The organism is Novosphingobium olei (assembly GCF_012927405.1).
Taxonomy (GTDB): Bacteria; Pseudomonadota; Alphaproteobacteria; order Sphingomonadales; family Sphingomonadaceae; genus Novosphingobium; species Novosphingobium olei.
Genome location: NZ_JABBGM010000010.1, coordinates 76,625 through 95,050, shown reverse-complemented (window position 1 = coordinate 95,050; position 18,426 = coordinate 76,625). Strand labels below are relative to the sequence as shown.

Sequence of the window (18,426 nt, the reverse complement as noted above, 5' to 3'; positions counted from 1 at the left end):
GACATGACCACGATCCGCACCGAGCGGCTGCTGCTTCGTCCTGCCCGCGCCTCGGATCGCGATGCGCTGCACGCCATCATGCGGCAGCCGCGCGCGATGGCCTACTGGTCCACGCCGCCGCACGAAACGGCCGATGTCACTGCCGAGTGGCTCGACAACATGATCGCGATCCCGCCTTGCGAAGGGGAGGACTTCATCGTCGAAAAGGACGGCGTCCTGGTCGGGAAGGCGGGATTCTACCGGTTTCCCCATCTCGGCTACCTGTTCGATCCATCGGTCTGGGGCCTGGGCCTTGCGTCGGAGGCAGTCGGAGCGCTGATCGCGCGCGCGTTCGCCCATCACCGGCTGGAGCGGATTCTGGCTGACGTCGATCCGCGCAACGCGGCCTCGATCCGCCTGCTCCAACGGCTCGGCTTTCGGGAAACGCATCGCCAGGCGCGGACATGGTTGGTGGGCGATGAATGGTGCGACAGCGTCTACTTCGCGCTCGATCGGCTATAGCGAGGCGAGCACATGACGGCCGACGAGCGCCCTGAAGGTGACCGGCTCCGCCACCGCTGGCGGCTCAACGAAAACGTCGAGAAAAGAAAAGCAATCCACCACAGGATGTTACCTCGCAGCACCCTTAAAAGGGTAGCTCGGCGTTATTGACTCGTGGGAGGTTTGATAATTTCCTCGAACGACCAGATGGCGGTTCGAGGAAGTCGGGATGACTGCGAATATTGCGCAAGATCCGGTTCACGCCAGAAAATCCGCCATCGCTGCCACGATCGGATGCGGGCTTGAATTCTATGATTTCATGACCTTTTCTTACTTTGCCATCCAGATCGGAAATTGCTTCTTCCCCTCGCATGACCGCTACACGAGCCTGATGGGTTCGCTCGCCACGTTCGGTGTCGGCTTCCTCGGTCGGCCGGTCGGAGCGCATGTCCTGGGCCGACTCGGTGATCGCATCGGTCGAAAGCCTGTGATGCTGCTGTCGATGGTGTTGATGGGTCTCGCCGTCACCACGATGGCCCTGACCCCGTCCTATGCCACCATCGGAATCGCGGCGCCGATCATCGTCGTCTTTGCCCGGCTGGTGCAGGGCTTCGCCCTTGGCGGAGAGGTGTCCTCGGCGACGGTCTATCTGGTCGAAGTGGCCCATCCGATGCGGCGGGCGACCAGTGCCAGCCTGCAGGGCGTCTGCCAGTTTGCCTCGACCAGCGTTGGCGCGCTCGTCGGCCTGCTCCTTTCGAGCCTGCTGAGCCCGGAGCAGTTGACCACCTGGGGCTGGCGCGTCGCGCTGCTGATCGGAGCGGCGGTCGTGCCCTATGCGCTTGTCCTGCGTCGCATGCTGCCCGAAACCGCTCCCAGCACCGCATCAACGAAGCCATTGGACAAGCAGGACGCATCCGCCCGTCCTTCGCGCGGCGAATTGCGCATTGCCCTCGCCGGGGCGGGGATGATCACCGCAGGCACCATGTTCACCTATGTCGCCAACTACACCACGACCTTCGGGCAAAACCAGCTGCATCTCTCTTCATCCGCCGCCATGCTTGCGCAATTGATCGGTAACGTCATCGCCGCCTTGGCAGGCGTCGCGGGCGGCATGCTCAGTGACCGTTTCGGGCGCCGGCCGCTTCTGATCCTGCCGCATGCGGCCCTAATCATCGTGATCCTCCCGCTCTATTCGTGGCTTGTCGCGCAGCCGTCGATCGTCTCGTTGACGATGGTGACCGGGATCCTGGCCGCCTTGCGAGTGCTGACAGGCGCATCGATCTATGCCGCGATCAGCGAAACGATCGCCCCGACGCGTCGGGTCCACTGGTTTGCGCTGATCTATGCCTTGCCGGTGACGCTGTTCGGCGGGGGCACGCAACTGTTCATCACCTGGCTGATGCACGCCACGGGTACGGCGATGTCGCTTGCCTGGTACCTGGTCGGCTCACAAGTGCTCGGGCTTTGTGCAGCGCTCTTCGTGACGGAGAGTGCGCCGGTGCGACGCCGGCAGCCCGAGTTCGCGCTCGCCTGACGGCTTACCGTACGGCCTGATGTCCCAGCGGCCCGTGGCCCTTGCCGAGGCCTGGTGCCGCCAATAGTGCGGCGCGGACGAACTCGCGCGCGTCTTCCACCGCTTCGTCGAGCGGCAGCCCCATGCCGAGCAGGGTGGCAATCGCGCTGGACAGGGTGCAGCCCGTGCCATGCGTGCTGCTGGTCGCGATGCGAGGCGCGCTCCAGCGTCGTTCGGCCGCGCCGGGCACGACCAGGCGGTCGATCACTTCCGCGCCGTCGGCATCGCCCCCCTTGGCCAGATAGGCGACGGCGCGCCCAGCCATCGCCGCGTCCCCGCCCAATGCGGCAAGTTCGGGCACGTTCGGCGTGGTCAGGGTGGCGATCGTCATCAGGCGTTCGAACGCCGCGATCGTTGCCGGATCGGCAAGGATCGAGCCGCTGGTGGCCACCATCACCGGATCGAAAACGATCGGCACGCCAAGGCCCGCCAGCCTGTCCGCCACGAGATGCGCGATCTCGGGCGAGCCGAGCATGCCGATCTTGATCGCATCGGCGCCAATATCGTCGAGGCACGCGTCGATCTGCGCGGCAACCAGTGCCGGCTCGGTTGCGGCAACGTGCGTGACACCGGTCGTGTTCTGCGCGGTGAGGGCGGTGATCGCGGTCATCGCGTATCCGCCGAGCATGGTGATCGTCTTGATGTCGGCCTGAATGCCGGCGCCGCCGGAACTGTCTGAGCCGGCAATCGAGAGGATGCGCGGCGGTGTCACGCCGCGCCCTTGAAGCGCCGTTCATCCGAAGGCGGAATCTTGGCATGCAGCGCCTTCGCCCGCGTCGGACGGTCTGTCAGCTCGCCGCCGCAGTTGGGGCAGCGATCGTCGAGGTCTTCGCTGCATTCGGCGCAGAACGTGCATTCGAAGCTGCAGATGAACGCGCCGGGCGCTTCGGCCGGCAGGTCGGTGCCGCAACGTTCGCAATCGGGGCGCATCTCGAGCATGCTCAGGTCTCCTGGTGCGCGCTTCCGATGGTGATCGCGTGCGCGCCCGCCTTCTCTAGCGTGCTCCGGTTCCGTTTCAACCAGCGGCCTTGCGCACTGCACTGCAGATCCGGTTGACGACGGTCTCGACTTCCGCGGCATCGTCGCCTTCGGCCATCACGCGGATCACGGGCTCGGTGCCCGACGGACGGATGACCAGCCGCCCGCGCCCGGCGAGCTGCGCCTCTGCATCGGCGATGACCTTCTGGACGTCCTCGTTATCCAGCGGCTTGCCACCAGCAAAGCGCACGTTCTTGAGCAGCTGCGGTACCGGGTCGAACAGGTGCAGGGTTTCGCTCGCCGGCTTGCCACTGGCGACGAGCGCGGCCAGCACTTGCAGCGCCGCCACCGTGCCATCCCCTGTGGTGCCATGGTCGGTCAGGATCATGTGGCCGGACTGTTCGCCGCCCACGTTGAACCCGCCCTCACGCATCTTTTCGAGCACGTGGCGATCGCCGACTGCCGTGCGGACGAGGTCGAGGCCCCTGGAGTTGAGATAGCGTTCGAGGCCCAGGTTCGACATCACCGTCGCCACCACCCCGCCGCCGCGCAGCGCGCCCGCGTCGGCAAGCCGGGTGCCGATCAGCGCCATGATCTGGTCGCCGTCGACCGTCTGGCCCTTTTCATCGACCACGATCAGGCGGTCGGCATCGCCATCCAGCGCTATGCCGATGTCGGCGCGCACTTCGCGGACCTTGGCCTTGATCGCATCGAGATGGGTCGAACCGACGCCTGCATTGATGTTCTTGCCATTGGGCTCGACACCGATGGCAATCACCTCGGCGCCCAGCTCCCACAAAGCCGAGGGCGCAACATGATAGGCGGCACCATTGGCGCAATCGACCACGATGCGCAGGCCATCGAGCCGGACGTTGTGCGGCAGGCTGCCCTTGACCGCGTGGATATAGCGCCCGCGGGCATCCTCGATGCGACGGGCGCGGCCCACTTCCGCGCTCGCGGCGAGCGGCAGTTCCTGCTCGAGCATGGCTTCGATCGCCGTTTCGTCTTCGTCCGAAAGCTTGAAGCCATCGGGGCCGAACAGCTTGATGCCATTGTCCTCGAACGGGTTGTGGCTGGCCGAGATCATCACGCCAACGTCTGCGCGCATTTCACGGGTGAGCAGCGCTACCGCCGGGGTGGGCATGGGGCCCAGCAGCACCACGTCCATGCCCACGCTGGTGAAGCCCGCGGTCATTGCGTTTTCCAGCATGTATCCGGAAAGGCGGGTGTCCTTGCCGATGACAACGCGATGGCGGTGCGAACCGCGCAGGAAATAGGTGCCGGCCGCCTGGCCGACCTTCATCGCCGTGGCTGCGGTCATCACGCCGGCATTGGTGCGTCCGCGAATGCCGTCGGTGCCGAAGAACTTGCGTCCCATCGCAATAATAGTCCCGTGCTGGCGCGTCCTTGATGGCGCGCGAAGTTGCTATGTCGCGGCGCATAGCTAATGTCATCTCAAGATGAGCTTACCGCACCCTGAAAAGTCGTCCATCTCGCTGCCCCCGATTGCCCAGGTCTCGGCAATCTGGACATTCGCGGCCCTTGCGGCCGGCCTTCTCGGGGGGCTTGGCCTTGCCTTCGCGGCGCCGGGCGCTCTTCCGGCGGTGCTGGCGGTTTCGGAGCCGGTCGGCGATCTGTGGCTGCGCGCGTTGCAGGCAACGATCGTTCCGCTCGTCGCCGCGCTGCTGTTCACCGGTGTGGTGCAGACGATGGCGACGGCCAGCGCCGGCGCACTCGCCCGCCGCAGCCTTGGGCTGTTCCTGCTCGTTCTCGGCTTCAGCGCGGCAATGTCGCTCACGGTGACGCCGCTGATCCTCGACTTGCTGCCGATTCCGGGCAATGCCGGCGATGCGCTGCGCAGCAGCCTGGGCGGAGCGCCCTCAGGGCCGGTTCCGGGGATGGCGGACTACCTCAAGTCGATCATCCCGACCAACGTGCTCGATGCCGCGGCGAACGATCGCATGTTGCCGATGATCCTGTTCATGTCGGTCTTCGCCATTGCCAGCACGCGGCTCGAGCCTCGGCAGCGGGACCTGATCGCCACCTTCTTCGCGGCGATCGCGGCGGCGATGCTGGTGGTGATCGGCTGGGTGCTCGCCGTGGCGCCGATCGGTGTTCTCGCGCTCAGCCTCACCGTCTCGGCCAAGACCGGCGCGGCGGCGATCGGCGCGCTGGCGCACTATGTGCTGGTCGTGGTCCTGACCGGCTCGGTCGTCTGGCTGGCGGGCTATCCTCTCGCCGCGTTGCTCGCGCGCAAGCCGCTCGGGCGCTTCGCCCGCGCCATGGTGCCGGTCCAGGTCTTCGCATTGTCGACCCAGTCCTCGCTTGCCTCGCTGCCGGCGATGCTGGGCGCGTGCCGCAAGCTCGACGTGCGCGATTCCACCTCTGAATTCGTCATGCCGCTAGCCGTGGCGCTGTTCCGCGCGACCAGCCCGGCGATGAACCTTGCCGTGGTGGTCTACGTTGCCCGCTGGTACGGCGTGCCTTTGAGCCCGGCGATGATCGTCTCGGGCTGGATCATGGCCGTGCTCGTCTCGCTCAGTTCGGTCAGCCTGCCCGGAACGATCAGCTACGTCGCCTCCGTCGGTCCCATCGCCATCGCAATGGGAGTTCCGGTGGGGCCGCTGGCGCTCCTCGTCGCGGTCGAAGTGCTGCCCGACCTGATGCGCACGCTGGGCAACGTGACGATGGATGTCGCGGTCACCGCTGCGGTCGATCGCGGGCTGGCTGCTCCTGCCAAAGGCGATGAGCCGACGGGCTGACGCGGCAGGCCGTGCCGCGCTGCAATAATCGCTATTTCCTTTGATCCCTATTCAAAATTCTCGCTGGACCGCTGCGGTGCAGCGCTTAGGCGCTGGCCGCAACCGATGCCTTTCTGGGGCGTTGGTCCGCGAAGCAACTTTCACGATACGGAGCTGACATGGCCATTTCCCTGCTGCCGCTGCCCTATGCCGATACCGCGCTCGAGCCGGCGGTGTCCGCGACCACCCTGCAGACCCACCATGGCAAGCATCACAAGGCTTACGTCGACAAGACCAACGCCGCGATCGAAGGCACCGATCTTGCTGACAAGAGCCTCGAGGATATCGTCGCGGCCGCGCAGAGCAAGGGTGACAAGGGCCTGTTCAACAACTCGGCGCAGACCTGGAACCATGGCTTCTACTGGCACAGCCTGACGGCTGAAGCCTCGGCACCGGAAGGTGAGCTCGCCGCCGCGATCGATGCCTCGTTCGGTTCGCTCGACAAGCTGAAGGCCGAACTCGCCGCACAGGGCACCGCGCACTTCGCCTCGGGCTGGGTGTGGCTGGTCGCCAAGGACGGCAAGCTGTCGGTCGAACAGACCCACGATGCCGCCACCTACAGCGACCTTTCGGGCAACCCCCTGCTCGTGATCGACCTGTGGGAACACGCCTACTACATCGATTACAAGAACCTGCGTCCCGACTATCTCAAGCAGGTGATCGACACGCGCCTCAACTGGGCCTTCGCGGCCGAGAATCTCGCGCGCGGTTCGGTCTGGGCCTACCCGGCCTGAACGGTCGTAGCCCGGTCCTGCGGCATCGTGCTGTCAGGACCGGGTTCGCCCTCGGCCGAGGGCAGGGGTAGCGGCGGCTCGAACAGCGGCTCGCCGAACAGGAAGCCGACGATATTGGGCCGGCCGAGATGTTCGAGCAGTGCCGACAGGGTCAGCAGGATCGGCACGGACAGCAGCGCGCCCAGAACGCCCCAGATCCACGAGAAATAACTGATCGCGATAAGGATCGAGACCGGGTTGAGCGTAAAGCGTGCACCCAGGATCGATGGCGTGACAATGTTCGCCTCGATGGCGTGAAGCCCCAGGAACAGCAGCATCGGTACAAGGCCAAGGGCAATCGAACTGGCGGTGCCGAGCCCGACCAGTGCAAGCAAGCCCATCATCGTGAGTGGTCCCAGATAGGGCAGGAAGTTGAGCACGAAGGCCAGGCCGCCCCACATGATCGGCGCGGCAAGGCCCCAGGCCCAGGCGCCGCCTGCTACGATGCAGCCGACCGCGAAATTCACCTGCGCCACGGTCAAGATGTAGTTGGCGACCCGGTCCTGCACCGCGCGCATGATCCGTGCAATCCGCACCGACGCTCCGAAGTGCTGGCGATCGAGCAGCAGCCGCCGCTTCATGCGGATGCGGGATTCGATCATGAAGAAGGTCATCAGCAGGGTCAGCAGCGTTTCGAGCACCACGCTCGGCGTGGCGAAGGCGACCTGCTCGATGACCGAAGGCGTCGCCAGCACAACTTCGCGCGCGGTGCGGCCGGAAAGGCGCGCGAGCTGTCCGTTTAGGTCGCTGATCCATGCAAATTCGCCGCGCAGCTGCGCGAACCGCTGGACGACCTGGCGGGCCATCGACGGTACCTGGTCGACCATGACGAACGCCGGCTGCAGGATCAGCGAAAGCGCCATCACGATGACCGAGATCATCGCCAGGATCGCGAAGAACGAGGCCAGCATGTTGGGCATGCCCACGCGCACGAGCCGGTCGGCCAGCGGCGACAGCACGATCGTGAAGATCATCGCTGTCACGGGGGGAAGAAAGACGACCGATCCGATCGAAAGCACGAAGGGAAGGGCCAGGAACAGGCCTAGCCCCAGTACCAGCAGGATCGCGGACAGTAGCCGGTTGCGCTCGTCGGGCTGGCCCTCGTCGGGGGTCGTGCTTGGAAGACTGGTAGGCTCGGCAGGATCCACGACGTCGTTCGACTTTCAGCAGGACAGGCGACGCCACCCTGCACCCGCAGGGTGGCGCGAAGCAATACCTTCGAAAGTGCGTCCGATCGTCAGGATCCCGACTGAACGGTGTGGTCCAGTTCGCCCATGATCGCGTCGTGGGCGACGGCATCGCCCGTGCTGCGACGGGGCAGTTGGCCGTTCTCGATCATCTGCGCAAGCGCGGCGCGGGCGCGCCCGACGCGACTCTTGATAGTGCCGACCGCACACTGGCAGATCTGCGCCGCTTCCTCGTAGCTGAAGCCGCCCGCGCCGACGAGCAGGAGCGCTTCGCGACGTTCCGGGGGCAACGTCAGCAATGCGCGGTGCATGTCGGACAGGTGAAGCGGTCCTTCCTGGCCAGCTGGCGCGACCAGGATACGCTCCGCGACCGTCTCGTCGTATTCCGCACGGAAGCGGTTGCGGCGCATGTCGGTGAGATAGGCATTGCGCAGGATCACGAATGTCCAGGCGCGCATCGACGTGCCCGGCTCGAACCGGTCCTGTGCTGCCCAAGCCTTGAGCAGCGTTTCCTGAACGAGATCGTCGGCAAGATCGGGGCGGCCGCAGAGCCCCCGAGCAAAAGCGCGCAGGTGAGGGATGACGCCAGTCAACTCGCGCTTGAACTCGGGGCCCGCCGTGCGCGGTTTCTCGGGTCGGGCGATGGACTGCGGGGCGCTTTCGCGCTCGGGTCTGCTGGGGGCGTCAGCCATGCGTATCGTCGTCCAGCTGATCGAGCAGGCGCGCGAAACTGTCCGGTAGCGGTTCTTCAACCACCGAATCGTACAGCCGCCTCAACCCCGTCGCCCATTCGGGCGACTTGGCCTTTGCGCCTCCACGGTGCTGGGCACCGGTCGTCTTCATTGGCTTCGTCTCTTTCGGCTTTCGATCCGGCAAAGCTTCCCCCCCAGGGTGTTTTAACAAAGAAAGCGCCACGCTCTGCGTAGCGGCTTCACGATAACCCGACATCAACGTCCCAATCCACCGTGACATGCGGTACCAAGCGAGGAACGAAAATCCGCGCAAATGGTTCCCTAAAATGCTTTCGTGCCTGCATCTGGCGCGAAATATGGCGTCATGTCATAGCGGTACGTGGTACATCGGGTGCGCCGGGCTTGTCCTGTCGCGGCAGGAGGGTCAATTCGGCGTCGTGGAGAAGCTGCTCTCCCAGAAAAATTTGTCGCCACGATGGTACGAACGGTTCCCCCGCGCCGTGCCGGTGGGGATTTTCGGGCTGACCATGGCCGTTACGGTCCTGAGCGTTTTCGCGATCGAGCGCGCCGAAACCCAGCGCGAGATCGCGCAGCTGACCCAGACGGCGCAAGCGGTCGGCTCGGGCGTGGAACGCCGCGCCAATGCGAATGCCGCCTACCTGCGCTCGGGTGCCGCGCTGTTCGCCACGCAGCAGATGGTCGAAGCTCCGCTGTTCAGGACGTTCATCCACCAGTTGCAGCTCGACGGGAACTATGTCGGCTCGGACGGCATCGGTTGGGCCATGCGGGTATCGCGCGATGACGTTCCGGTCGTCGAAAGCGTCATGCGGCGCGGCGGCAATCCCGACTTCCGCATCCAGCCCGCGCCAGCGGCCGATCAGCCCTTCGTCGTCCCGATCATGTACCTCGAGCCCGATTCCGCGCGCAACCGTCGCGCCGTTGGCTACGACATGTACTCGGAACGCGTCCGTCGCGCGGCGATGGATGCGGCGATGCGCGAAAATCGGCCGGTCGCCTCAGGGCGCGTAATCCTGCGCCAGGAAGGCAATCGCGACGGCCCGCCCGGTTTTCTCATCTATATGCCGGTCTATGGCATGGACCGCGGCGAAGCGCGCAGCCTGCGCGGTTTCGTCTACAGCCCGTTCAACGGCCAGCAGTTCCTGCAATCGGCGATCAACACCGATCGCATCGGACCTGTCGGGATCAGGATCTACGACGAGGTCGAGAAGCCGGGCAATCTGCTCGCCGAACTCAAGCTCGAGGAACGATCCGGTCGGACGGTGCGTCGCACTGTCGATCTTGCCGGCCGCCGCTGGCTGATCGAGGTGGAGGCGCCAGCCTCCAACCTGCTCAGCGTCATGTCGGTCATGACCCTGCTGTTCGGGCTGCTCGTGGCAACGCTGCTGCTGGTGCTGGCCCGATTGCTGACGCAGCAGGCCGTGGAAGATCGCATCGCGCTGGCGTGGTTCGAGCAGCAGTCGTCGATCCGCAACTCGCTGACGCGCGAGCTCAACCACCGCGTCAAGAACACGCTCGCCAACGTCCTGTCGATCATCGCATTGACGCGCCGCCGCGCGACCAGCCTGGATGACTTCGCCACAAGCCTTGAAGGTCGCATTCGCGCGCTGTCGGCAACGCACGATCTCCTGACCCAGTCCGAATGGGGCACGACCCCGGTGCGGCTGGTGCTGGAGGCGGAACTGGCGCCCTATGCGCAAGGGGCAGAGGCGCACGTCACGATGAGCGGGCCCGATGTCGAGCTTGCGCCCAACGATGCGCTGTCGCTTGGCCTTGCCATCCATGAACTCGCCACGAACGCGGCGAAGTACGGTGCGCTGAGCACGCCCGAAGGGCGCGTGCAGGTGGGCTGGGAACTGGTGGGCGAAGACCGGGCAAGGATCGACTGGCGCGAACGTGGCGGGCCCGAGCTGGACCCGGCCGCACGTCGCAAGCGCGGCTTCGGCACCGACCTCATCGAAAAGATCGTCGCCCACGAATTGCGCAACCCGGTCGAACTGCTGTTCGAACGCGAAGGGGTGCGCTGTTCGCTGGTCATTCCCGTGCGCCGCCGCGGCGACTTCGCGATCCGCGAAGCCAAGCGGACCTGATACGCAAAAAGGGCCGCTACTTGTGGGTAGCGGCCCTTTTTGAATTCGGGTCACCCCATTCAGATAAGCGGGCGGCTCGATCCGAAGAACAGCGCCTGGCTGATCGCGGCGCGTACCGTCGATTCCTGGAACGGCTTGGTGATGAGGTAGGTCGGCTCCGGACGATCGCCCGTCAGCAGGCGTTCGGGGTAGGCGGTGATGAAGATCACCGGCACGTCGGTGATCTTGAGGATGTCGTCTACCGCATCGAGACCCGAGCTGCCGTCGGCGAGCTGGATATCGGCAAGGACCAGCCCCGGCGTTTCCTGGGCAACGATCTCGCGCGCCTGGGTCCGGGTCGCGGCCATGCCGCACACGTCGTGGCCAAGCGAGCGAACGAGATCTTCCAGCTGCATCGAGATCAGCGGCTCGTCCTCGATGATCAGCACCGACGTGGCGCTCTCGCGATCGATTTCCTCGATCGCTTCCTGCACCAGATCCTCGACCTCGTCCTCGCTGCGATCCATGATCGCCGCGGCTTCGAAGATCGAGAAATCCTCGAGCGTGGTCAACAGCAGCGCCTGGCGGTTGAGCGGGGTGATCTGCGACAGGCGTTCCTGTGCCGCCGCTTCATGAAGGCCGGCGTTGGCCGAACCGGAATAATCGTTGGTGTCGACGAACGCGCTGGACCAGACCGCATTGAAGGCGCGGTACAGTGCGACGCGGCCTTCGCCGATCTGTGAACGGAGCGCCTCGTCAGCCAGCGCGGCTTCAAGCGTGGCGCGAACAAAGGCATCGCCGGTTGCCTGGCTGCCGGTCAGGGCACGGGCATAACGACGGAGATACGGCAGATTGGCAGCGACTTTGGCACCCAGCGACATTGATACCCCTTCCCGGATACTCGATGCAGGCCGCAACGCCTTTATGCGTAAAAAGGTTCCCGGGCCAGCACTGATCCGCCCCAACCGTATGGTCAGCACGGAGCAAGCGTGTCCATCACCCATTTCGCAAGGGTCCGGGCAGGGACCGGCTTCTGGAAGTGCGGGAACTTCTGCAATCCGTCGGGAATGGTATCGACTTGCGAGCCGGTGACGATGGCGACCGGGCACCCCGCATCGGCCAGCCGAAGCGCGATTTCGAGCACGTGGCCATCGGGAAGGTGGCAGTCGAGCAGGGCGGCGGCAAAAGTGCGGCCGCGCATCCGCTCCTCGGCTGCGAGCAGGCTTCCTGCCAACTCGACGGTAAAGCCGCGTGCGGCTAGTTCCTCCTCGATTTCCATCGCGACGAGAATGCTTTCCTCGACGACCAGGATCCGTGACAGGGCCGGCTTTGCGCCTTCGTTACCTTCGGCGCCAGGCCCCTGCATCGCTTTCCCCTTGTTACGGGACGCGCCTAGCCGGGAACCTGAAACCGGGCAGTGTCATTTGACATCGCGCCGAAGGTTCCGGGGTCACATCCATGTGTTCTCGGCCACCCGAGATGCGCCAAGCCACACGGATATGAGAATGGCCGATTCCGACGACCCCAAATCCCTGACGATTGCATCGCGCCAGCAGCCTGCCTCCGCCGATCGCGTTCCGTGCAAGGAGTGCCCGCTCATCCATTGCCGGGGCCTTTCGGCACCCGACGAAGGCCAGCGCGCGTGGATAGAGGCGTTCAAATCGAGCGAGGCCCGCTATGTCCGCGGCGAGCAGGTCCTGCGGCAAGGGGTGCGTGCAACCCGGCTGTTCACGGTGCTGGAAGGCGTGCTGATCCGGTACCGCCTGCTGGAGGACGGACGGCGCCAGATCGTCAACTTCCTGTTCCCGGGCGATCTGGTCGGATTGCAGGCCGCGTTCGAAGCCGAACTGACGCACAGCGTCGAGGCCATGACCGACGTCAGGCTTTGCGTGTTTCCGCGCGACCGCTTCTTCGATCTGGCCGTCAGCCATCCGAAGCTGTCGTTCGATCTGACCTGGATGGCTGCCCGGGAAGAGGCGGCGCTCGAAGATCACCTCGTCTCGCTTGGGCAGCGCAACGCGCAGGAACGGCTCGCCTACCTCGCGGTGTTCCTGGTGCAGCGCGGCGCAGCGACCGGCGTTTCGCGCGAAGGCACCTTGCGCCTGACCGTGACGCAGAGCCAGATTGCCGACATGCTCGGCCTATCGCTGGTCCACACCAACCGCTCGCTACAGGCCTTGCGGCGTCTCAAGCTCGTCGACTGGACGCTCTCGACCATATCCGTGCACGACATGGAGGCCGCCCGCAGCTTCGCCCAGATGGACGGCGATCCCTATATCCCGCGCCCCTACATCTGAGGTTGCAGCGCTCTTCAAAAAATTTTCGAAAAAAGATCTGATCGGCGGAACCATTCCTTTGGGCCCTCGTTAAGGGCATGTCACCGCCGAGACCCCCCCTCCCGTCCAAGCGGCCGGTGATACGATCCCGAAAGGCCTCCGCCGGTTCAATCCGGGGGAGGCCTTTTTTTACGTCGGTCGGCAGCTTGGGTCACGCGGGCCGGAATCCGACATGAAGGATCAGCGGGGCGCGCCGCTCCGCAGCTTGGCGAGCAGGCCTGCCGCCGGGCGCCGTTCGCTGACCAGCCGCACCAAGGCCTCGGGCGGAAACGGCTTGACCAGAACATGGCCGAGCGCCGCCGTTTCCGGAGGAATGCTTGCCGGACTGCCCGTCGAGAAGACGATGAAGGGCGGAACCGGGTTGAGCTGGTTGGCAAGCTCGGCCAGCGACCAGCCATCGTCGCGATCCGCCAGGCGGACGTCCAGGACGAGCAGGTCGGGGCAGACCTTTTCCATCTCGTGCAGCGCCGCGGCGATCGATCCGCAGACGACAACGTGTTCCGCGCCGCTGTCGGTCAGCGCTTCGGCAATGTCCATGGCGACCAGCGCGTCGTCTTCCACGATCAGGGCGCGCCCCGGCAGCACCCGGTTCCCTCGGACCATACGCTTGCTCGTCATGCCATGACCCCATCAGACGCAGGCCACCCCTGCATCGAAAGCGAACGACGGTGACCGGACCCGTGTTCCCGGCCGAAGGGTCAGCCGGTCAACGACTTGCCGTAAATTTCGTATTCCTTGTTCACGTGGCTGTTTATCGCATCGGCGATCGCCACCATCCCCTGGTTGTCTTCCAGGATCCAGCCGATCTCGCCGCGCGTGGAGCCGTAGCGCGTCACGGAATTGCGCCGGATGTACTCGATCATCATGAACGCGAGCTGGCTTGCCAGGCGCGATGCCTGAAGCTTCTTGCGCACCCCCATCAGCGGCACGCGCATCGTGCGGGGCTTGGGGTTGCGCAGCCACAGCAGAAGCTTGGCCCAGTTGAAGGGGAACAGCTTCCCGTTCATCGGCTTGATCATCTCGTTCAGGTCGGGAAGCGTCATCATGAAGGCGACGGGCTCGCCCTCGTATTCGGCCACCATGATCAGGTCCTCGCGCACGATCGGCTTGAACTTCTTGCCGGCGTAGGCGATCTCGCGATCGGTGAAGGGAACGAAGCCCCAGTTGTCCGACCAGGCATCGTTCAGGATGTCGAGGATCAGCGCCGCTTCCTGTTCGAACTTGCTGCGATCCACGTTGCGGATGCGGATCTTGGCGTTCTTTTCGCCCGAGGAGACGATCCGCTGGATCAGCGGCGGGAACTCCTGGGTAATGTCCAGCTCATAGGTCTTGAGCGTCTTGGCCGGGGTATATCCGGCGGCCTTGATGTAATCGTCGTACCGCTTGGGCTGGTGGCCCATCATGATCGTAGGCGATTGGTCGAAGCCCTTGGTCAACTGGCCCGGCTCCTCCCAGATCGACATCGACAGCGGGGCAAGCACGCGGTGCATGCCCTTGTCGCGCAGCCACGCCTCGGCCTTGGCGATCAGCGCGTGGGCAACGCTCTCGTCCTCGGCTTCCAGCAGGCCCCAGTTGCCAACACCCGGACCCATGCCCTGCGCCGGGTCCATCGCGATCGCAAGGTGGTCGATATGCGCCGAAATGCGCCCCACCACCGCGCCATTGCGCCGCGCCAGGAACAGCTGGACATCGGCGTGGTCGAAGAACGGGTTCTTGCCCGGCGTCACCAGCTCCAGCGCATCCATGCGCAGCGGCGGCACCCAGGCGGGGTCGCTGGCGTTCAGGCGATAGGCCAGGTCCACGAACGCATTGCGGTCGGCCTTGCCGGTGACGGGAGTGATCACTACTTCGGCCTGTGCCACGATGTTGCCTTTGTTTGCTTCTAGGGGGCGGGTCCCGGGCGAAGTGCGACCGGGTGCGCTGCCTTGTCAAGCCGCACCCCCACATTCGTCGCGGCAAGCCAAGAAGGCCGGCCCCGGAACGGCCCCGGGTCAGACTGGAACGAAACCGATGATTGCCTCCGATACCCTGGACCGCGCTCCGTCCGCGCCCGATGCAAAGGTGCACAAGCGCAACCTTGCGGGCATGCCCGAAGACAAAGCGATGCTGCGCGCCGCGGCCGATCTGACGCGGGATATCGCGAAGGCGCGGCCCGAAATCTACTGGCCCGACATGCTGGCCTCTGCCGCTGTCGGCTATCTTGCGCTCTATGGCGCGATCGCGACGACACAGCCGGCGGTGACGGTCCTGCTCGGCGCGCTGTCGGCGGTTGCGCTGTATCGCGCGCTGCTGTTCATCCACGAACTGACCCACATCCACCGCGATGCGCTGCCGGGCTTCCGCTTCGGCTGGAACGTGTTGGTGGGCATTCCGGTGCTGATCCCTTCGTTCATGTACGAAGGCGTCCACACCCTGCATCACGCGCGCACGCGCTATGGAACGGTGGAAGATCCCGAATACCTGCCGCTGGCTCTGATGAAGCCGTGGACGCTGCCGGTGTTCGCGCTGACGGCGCTGCTGCTTCCGATCGGCCTGCTGATCCGCTCGGCGATCCTCGTGCCGCTGGGCGCGCTGATCCCGCCGCTGCGCACCCTCGTGTGGGAACGGGCCTCGGCGCTGTCGATCAACCCGCAGTATCGCCGCCGCAAGCCCGAGGGCGATTTCGCGCGTATGGTGTTCTGGCAGGAACTGGGCGCGACCGCGTGGTCGTGGCTCGTGCTCGGCTGGTCGGCAACGCACGGCTGGCGGCCGCTGCTGATCGCGATCGGCGTGCTGTCGGCCACAGCGCTGCTCAACCAGATCCGCACGCTCGTCGCACACCTGTGGGAGAACGAGGGCGAGGTGATGTCGGTGACCGGGCAGTACCTCGATTCGGTCAACGTGCCGCCGCCCGCGATGTTCACCGCGCTCTGGGCGCCGGTGGGCCTGCGCTATCACGCGCTGCACCACCTGCTGCCCTCGATGCCCTATCATTCGCTGGCCGAATGCCATCGCCGCATTCGCGCGCACCTCGGCGTGTCGTCCACCTACGAAGGGGCCAACTATTCCGGCCTTTTCCCGATGCTCGCCCGGCTCGCGCGCAGCTCGATGCGGCGCGGCGCCTGACCGTCTATTCCTCGGTGCGCACCAGTACGGTCTCGCCGATCAGCAGGAACAGCAGGAACGGCGCCCAGGCCGCAAGCATCGGCGGGTAGCCACCGAAGTTGCCCATCGCGAGCGCGGCATTGTCGACCACGAAATAGGCAAAGCCCAGCGCCATGCCGATGACGGCGCGGACGAACAGCTGGCCCGAACGGGCAAGGCCAAAGGCGGCAACCGCGCCCAGCAGCGGCATCAGCAGCGCCGAAAGCGGCCCCGAGATCTTGTGCCACCATTTGCCTTCCAGCTCGGTGGTCCGGTATCCGGCATCGCGGATCGCCTGGATCGATCCGGAAAGGCGCGGCAGCGATTCGGCATCTGCGTCGGCCTTGCGCAGGATGATCTGCGATGGTTCGACTTGCCGCGCATAAACCTGCGTGCCTTGCGACGTGGTCCGGCGCGCGCTCTGCACGTCGAACGAGGTGGGATCGGCGAAGCGCCAGCCGGGGCGCGCATAGGTCGCCTGGGCGGAGCGGACGATCTCGGTGACCATGCCGGTGGGATCGCGCCGATACCAGCTGACGTCGACCATCCGCGTCGCATCGCCGCGCCCTTCGACGGACTTGGCGAACAGGATGTTCTGCCCGTCCTGCAGCCAGACGTTGGCCTTCACATCGCTGTCGCGCGGGATGGGGCCGTATTTCACCGCCTCCCAGGCCTTCAGCGTGGCATTCGAGCGCGTCACCACCCGCTCGTTGAAGCCGAATGTCACCACCGAAACCACGGCCGCGACCAGGAACAGCGGCGCCAGGATCTGGTGGGCCGAAAGCCCCGCGGCCTTCATCGCCACCACTTCGCTGTTCTGGTTCAGCGTCATCAGCGTGATGATCGTCGACAGCAGCACCGAATAGGGCAGGAAGCGGCTGATCAGCTGGGGCATGCGCAGGCTGACATACGTCAGCAATTGCGCCTGCCCGTTGCCCGGTGCGGCAAGGATGTCGCCGCTTTCGCTCAACAGGTCGAGCATCTGCAGCACCAGCACCAGCATCAGTAGCACCGCCACGATGCGCGTGGCGAACATCTTGGCGATGTAGAGCGTGACCGTGCGCGACGGGAAGAATTCAAGCTGCACCGGCTTCACCCTCTTCTGGTGCGTCCGCGGGGCGCTGGTGGCGCGATGCGAACACCTTCGCCACGCGCTTGCTGATCTTGGCAAAGCCCGTTTCCAGCGCGCCGATCGGCTGGCCGCCGGGGACATAGGCGATGCGCCAGTACATCCACATGATCAGCGCGGCGAACAGCACGAACGGCCCCCACAGCGCCAGCATCGGGTCGATCTTGCCCAGGCTTGATACGTCCTGACCGTACTGGTTCACCTTGTGATAGGCGACCACCATCACGATCGACAGGAACACGCCCAGGGCCGAGCTCGATCGCTTGGGCGGCACCGCCAGCGCCACCGCCAGCAGCGGCAGCAGGAACATCATCACCACTTCGGTGATGCGATAGTTGAAGCTCGCCCAGCTCTGCGCCTTGGCGAGCGCGCTCGACTGGTCCGACCACCCCATCTTGAGCAATTCGGGCAGGAAGTATTCGCGCTCCTTGTCGCCGCGCTGGCGGAACTGCTCGATCTTGGGAAGATCGATCGGCAGGTCGTGACTCGCAAAGCTCAGCACGCGGGGGCTGGGCACGCCCGGGCCGTCCTGCACGATCTGCCCGTCGGTCAGTCGCAGGATCACCGTGTCCGGATTCTCCTTGTTGGCGAAGAACTGTCCCTCTCGCGCCGAGATGACCAGCACTTGGCCCTCGCCGGTGGCGATGCGGGCGAAGATGCCCTGCAGGTCGCGCCCCTCGTCGCGGCTCGATTCCACGCGCAGCGCGGTGCGGTCTTGCAGCGAGTTGAACTCGCCCACCTTGATCGACGCGCCAAGCGCGCCCGAGCGCAGCTCGTAGTTGAGCTGTTCGTAATAATAGCGCGACAGCGGCTGCAGGTAGCTGACGATCAGCAGGTTCAGAGCAGCCAGCGCGATCGCGAAGATATAGGGCACGCGCAGCAGCCGGGTGTACGACAGGCCGACCGCGCGCATCACGTCGAGCTCGGACGACGTGGCAAGCTTGCGGAAGGCGAACAGGATGCCCAGCATCAGCCCCAGCGGGATCGCAAGGCTCGCGTATTCGGGCAGCAGGTTGGCCAGCATCTTGAACACGACCGTCACCGGGCCGCCCTGCGTCGCGACGAAGTCGAACAGCTTGAGCATCTTGTCGAGCACGAGCAGCGACGCCGCGATCACGAAGACCGCCAGCATCGGCGTGATGACCAGCCGGGCGATGTACTTGTCGGTGGCAGTAAGAAACTTCACGGGCGCTTCGATCGCTCTCGACTGCAGGCAGCGGGGCCATGGATGACCGAGGGGGACTAGCCCGTCCGCCCCGGCTGCGGA

19 protein-coding genes are annotated in these 18,426 nt (G+C 65.2%); 7 read left to right on the top strand and 12 right to left on the bottom strand.

The window, feature by feature from the left end:
- Positions 1-3: 3 nt before the first annotated feature.
- A complete protein-coding gene (locus tag HHL27_RS17825) occupies positions 4-501 on the top strand; it encodes a GNAT family N-acetyltransferase (RefSeq protein WP_169494738.1) in 498 nt (165 codons plus the stop codon).
- A gap of 208 nt (positions 502-709) precedes the next feature.
- Complete coding sequence (locus HHL27_RS17820) at positions 710-2,014, top strand: MFS transporter (protein WP_169494737.1); 1,305 nt, start codon at positions 710-712, stop codon at positions 2,012-2,014.
- A gap of 4 nt (positions 2,015-2,018) precedes the next feature.
- On the opposite strand, the gene thiD is transcribed toward HHL27_RS17820, so the two are convergent.
- From thiD to glmM, 3 genes are all read right to left on the bottom strand, one after another.
- Positions 2,019-2,765, bottom strand: a complete 747-nt coding sequence (thiD, locus tag HHL27_RS17815) for a bifunctional hydroxymethylpyrimidine kinase/phosphomethylpyrimidine kinase (protein ID WP_169494736.1) — start codon at positions 2,763-2,765, stop codon at positions 2,019-2,021.
- Entirely contained in the window at positions 2,762-2,992 is a 231-nt protein-coding gene (locus HHL27_RS17810) for a DUF1272 domain-containing protein (RefSeq protein WP_169494735.1), read from the bottom strand. The genes thiD and HHL27_RS17810 overlap by 4 nt, the downstream gene beginning before the upstream one ends.
- 76 nt (positions 2,993-3,068) lie before the next feature.
- Positions 3,069-4,409, bottom strand: coding sequence for a phosphoglucosamine mutase (glmM, locus tag HHL27_RS17805; RefSeq protein ID WP_169494734.1), 1,341 nt, complete (start codon positions 4,407-4,409; stop codon positions 3,069-3,071).
- A gap of 82 nt (positions 4,410-4,491) precedes the next feature.
- Between glmM and HHL27_RS17800 the strand changes: the two genes are divergently transcribed.
- On the top strand, positions 4,492-5,793 hold the full coding sequence (locus HHL27_RS17800) for a dicarboxylate/amino acid:cation symporter (RefSeq protein WP_169494733.1): 1,302 nt from the start codon (positions 4,492-4,494) through the stop codon (positions 5,791-5,793).
- Positions 5,794-5,951: 158 nt separating this feature from the next.
- Positions 5,952-6,566, top strand: coding sequence for a superoxide dismutase (locus tag HHL27_RS17795; protein ID WP_169494732.1), 615 nt, complete (start codon positions 5,952-5,954; stop codon positions 6,564-6,566).
- On the opposite strand, the gene HHL27_RS17790 is transcribed toward HHL27_RS17795, so the two are convergent.
- From HHL27_RS17790 to HHL27_RS17780, 3 genes are all read right to left on the bottom strand, one after another.
- Complete coding sequence (locus HHL27_RS17790; RefSeq protein WP_169494731.1) at positions 6,554-7,753, bottom strand: AI-2E family transporter; 1,200 nt, start codon at positions 7,751-7,753, stop codon at positions 6,554-6,556. The two genes, HHL27_RS17795 and HHL27_RS17790, sit on opposite strands and share 13 nt — an antisense overlap.
- Before the next feature lie 89 nt (positions 7,754-7,842).
- Positions 7,843-8,484: a sigma-70 family RNA polymerase sigma factor gene (locus tag HHL27_RS17785; protein ID WP_240959964.1), complete on the bottom strand. Its 642-nt coding sequence runs from the start codon at positions 8,482-8,484 to the stop codon at positions 7,843-7,845.
- Complete coding sequence (locus HHL27_RS17780; protein WP_169494730.1) at positions 8,477-8,635, bottom strand: NepR family anti-sigma factor; 159 nt, start codon at positions 8,633-8,635, stop codon at positions 8,477-8,479. The genes HHL27_RS17785 and HHL27_RS17780 overlap by 8 nt, the downstream gene beginning before the upstream one ends.
- A 376-nt stretch (positions 8,636-9,011) precedes the next feature.
- On the opposite strand from HHL27_RS17780, the gene HHL27_RS17775 reads away from it, so the two are divergent.
- A complete protein-coding gene (locus tag HHL27_RS17775; RefSeq protein WP_240959963.1) occupies positions 9,012-10,592 on the top strand; it encodes a CHASE domain-containing protein in 1,581 nt (526 codons plus the stop codon).
- A gap of 59 nt (positions 10,593-10,651) precedes the next feature.
- Here HHL27_RS17775 and HHL27_RS17770 read toward each other — a convergent pair whose 3' ends face one another.
- Both HHL27_RS17770 and HHL27_RS17765 read right to left on the bottom strand, forming a co-directional pair.
- A complete protein-coding gene (locus tag HHL27_RS17770) occupies positions 10,652-11,452 on the bottom strand; it encodes a response regulator (protein ID WP_169494728.1) in 801 nt (266 codons plus the stop codon).
- Between the two features lie 92 nt (positions 11,453-11,544).
- Complete coding sequence (locus tag HHL27_RS17765) at positions 11,545-11,937, bottom strand: response regulator (protein ID WP_169494727.1); 393 nt, start codon at positions 11,935-11,937, stop codon at positions 11,545-11,547.
- A gap of 139 nt (positions 11,938-12,076) precedes the next feature.
- On the opposite strand from HHL27_RS17765, the gene HHL27_RS17760 reads away from it, so the two are divergent.
- Positions 12,077-12,868: a Crp/Fnr family transcriptional regulator gene (locus HHL27_RS17760; RefSeq protein ID WP_169494726.1), complete on the top strand. Its 792-nt coding sequence runs from the start codon at positions 12,077-12,079 to the stop codon at positions 12,866-12,868.
- Between the two features lie 219 nt (positions 12,869-13,087).
- Here the strand turns inward: HHL27_RS17760 and HHL27_RS17755 are convergent, their stop codons facing one another.
- Together HHL27_RS17755 and HHL27_RS17750 are read right to left on the bottom strand one after the other, a co-directional pair.
- Positions 13,088-13,525, bottom strand: a complete 438-nt coding sequence (locus tag HHL27_RS17755; RefSeq protein WP_169494725.1) for a response regulator — start codon at positions 13,523-13,525, stop codon at positions 13,088-13,090.
- Positions 13,526-13,605: 80 nt separating this feature from the next.
- Complete coding sequence (locus HHL27_RS17750) at positions 13,606-14,769, bottom strand: GNAT family protein (protein ID WP_169494724.1); 1,164 nt, start codon at positions 14,767-14,769, stop codon at positions 13,606-13,608.
- A gap of 148 nt (positions 14,770-14,917) precedes the next feature.
- Between HHL27_RS17750 and HHL27_RS17745 the strand changes: the two genes are divergently transcribed.
- Positions 14,918-16,012 (top strand): fatty acid desaturase family protein, encoded by a 1,095-nt coding sequence (locus HHL27_RS17745; RefSeq protein ID WP_169494723.1) that lies wholly within the window; start codon positions 14,918-14,920, stop codon positions 16,010-16,012.
- Positions 16,013-16,016: 4 nt separating this feature from the next.
- On the opposite strand, the gene lptG is transcribed toward HHL27_RS17745, so the two are convergent.
- Entirely contained in the window at positions 16,017-17,117 is a 1,101-nt protein-coding gene (lptG, locus tag HHL27_RS17740) for an LPS export ABC transporter permease LptG (RefSeq protein WP_169494722.1), read from the bottom strand.
- Entirely contained in the window at positions 17,107-18,345 is a 1,239-nt protein-coding gene (gene lptF, locus HHL27_RS17735) for an LPS export ABC transporter permease LptF (protein WP_169494721.1), read from the bottom strand. Before lptF ends, lptG begins: the two co-directional genes overlap by 11 nt.
- Positions 18,346-18,426: the final 81 nt, after the last annotated feature.

Bases quoted from the DNA above. Each gene is read 5' to 3' on its own strand.
- HHL27_RS17825 (WP_169494738.1), top strand. From the start codon at position 4: ATGACCACGATCCGCACCGAGCGGCTGCTGCTTCGTCCTGCCCGCGCC.
- HHL27_RS17800 (WP_169494733.1), top strand. From the start codon at position 4,492: ATGAGCTTACCGCACCCTGAAAAGTCGTCCATCTCGCTGCCCCCGATT.
- HHL27_RS17765 (WP_169494727.1), bottom strand. From the start codon at position 11,937: ATGCAGGGGCCTGGCGCCGAAGGTAACGAAGGCGCAAAGCCGGCCCTG.
- HHL27_RS17745 (WP_169494723.1), top strand. From the start codon at position 14,918: ATGATTGCCTCCGATACCCTGGACCGCGCTCCGTCCGCGCCCGATGCA.
- HHL27_RS17780 (WP_169494730.1), bottom strand. From the start codon at position 8,635: ATGAAGACGACCGGTGCCCAGCACCGTGGAGGCGCAAAGGCCAAGTCG.
- HHL27_RS17810 (WP_169494735.1), bottom strand. From the start codon at position 2,992: ATGCTCGAGATGCGCCCCGATTGCGAACGTTGCGGCACCGACCTGCCG.
- HHL27_RS17770 (WP_169494728.1), bottom strand. From the start codon at position 11,452: ATGTCGCTGGGTGCCAAAGTCGCTGCCAATCTGCCGTATCTCCGTCGT.
- HHL27_RS17760 (WP_169494726.1), top strand. From the start codon at position 12,077: ATGGCCGATTCCGACGACCCCAAATCCCTGACGATTGCATCGCGCCAG.
- HHL27_RS17820 (WP_169494737.1), top strand. From the start codon at position 710: ATGACTGCGAATATTGCGCAAGATCCGGTTCACGCCAGAAAATCCGCC.
- HHL27_RS17755 (WP_169494725.1), bottom strand. From the start codon at position 13,525: ATGACGAGCAAGCGTATGGTCCGAGGGAACCGGGTGCTGCCGGGGCGC.
- HHL27_RS17785 (WP_240959964.1), bottom strand. From the start codon at position 8,484: ATGGCTGACGCCCCCAGCAGACCCGAGCGCGAAAGCGCCCCGCAGTCC.
- HHL27_RS17775 (WP_240959963.1), top strand. From the start codon at position 9,012: ATGGCCGTTACGGTCCTGAGCGTTTTCGCGATCGAGCGCGCCGAAACC.
- glmM (WP_169494734.1), bottom strand. From the start codon at position 4,409: ATGGGACGCAAGTTCTTCGGCACCGACGGCATTCGCGGACGCACCAAT.
- HHL27_RS17795 (WP_169494732.1), top strand. From the start codon at position 5,952: ATGGCCATTTCCCTGCTGCCGCTGCCCTATGCCGATACCGCGCTCGAG.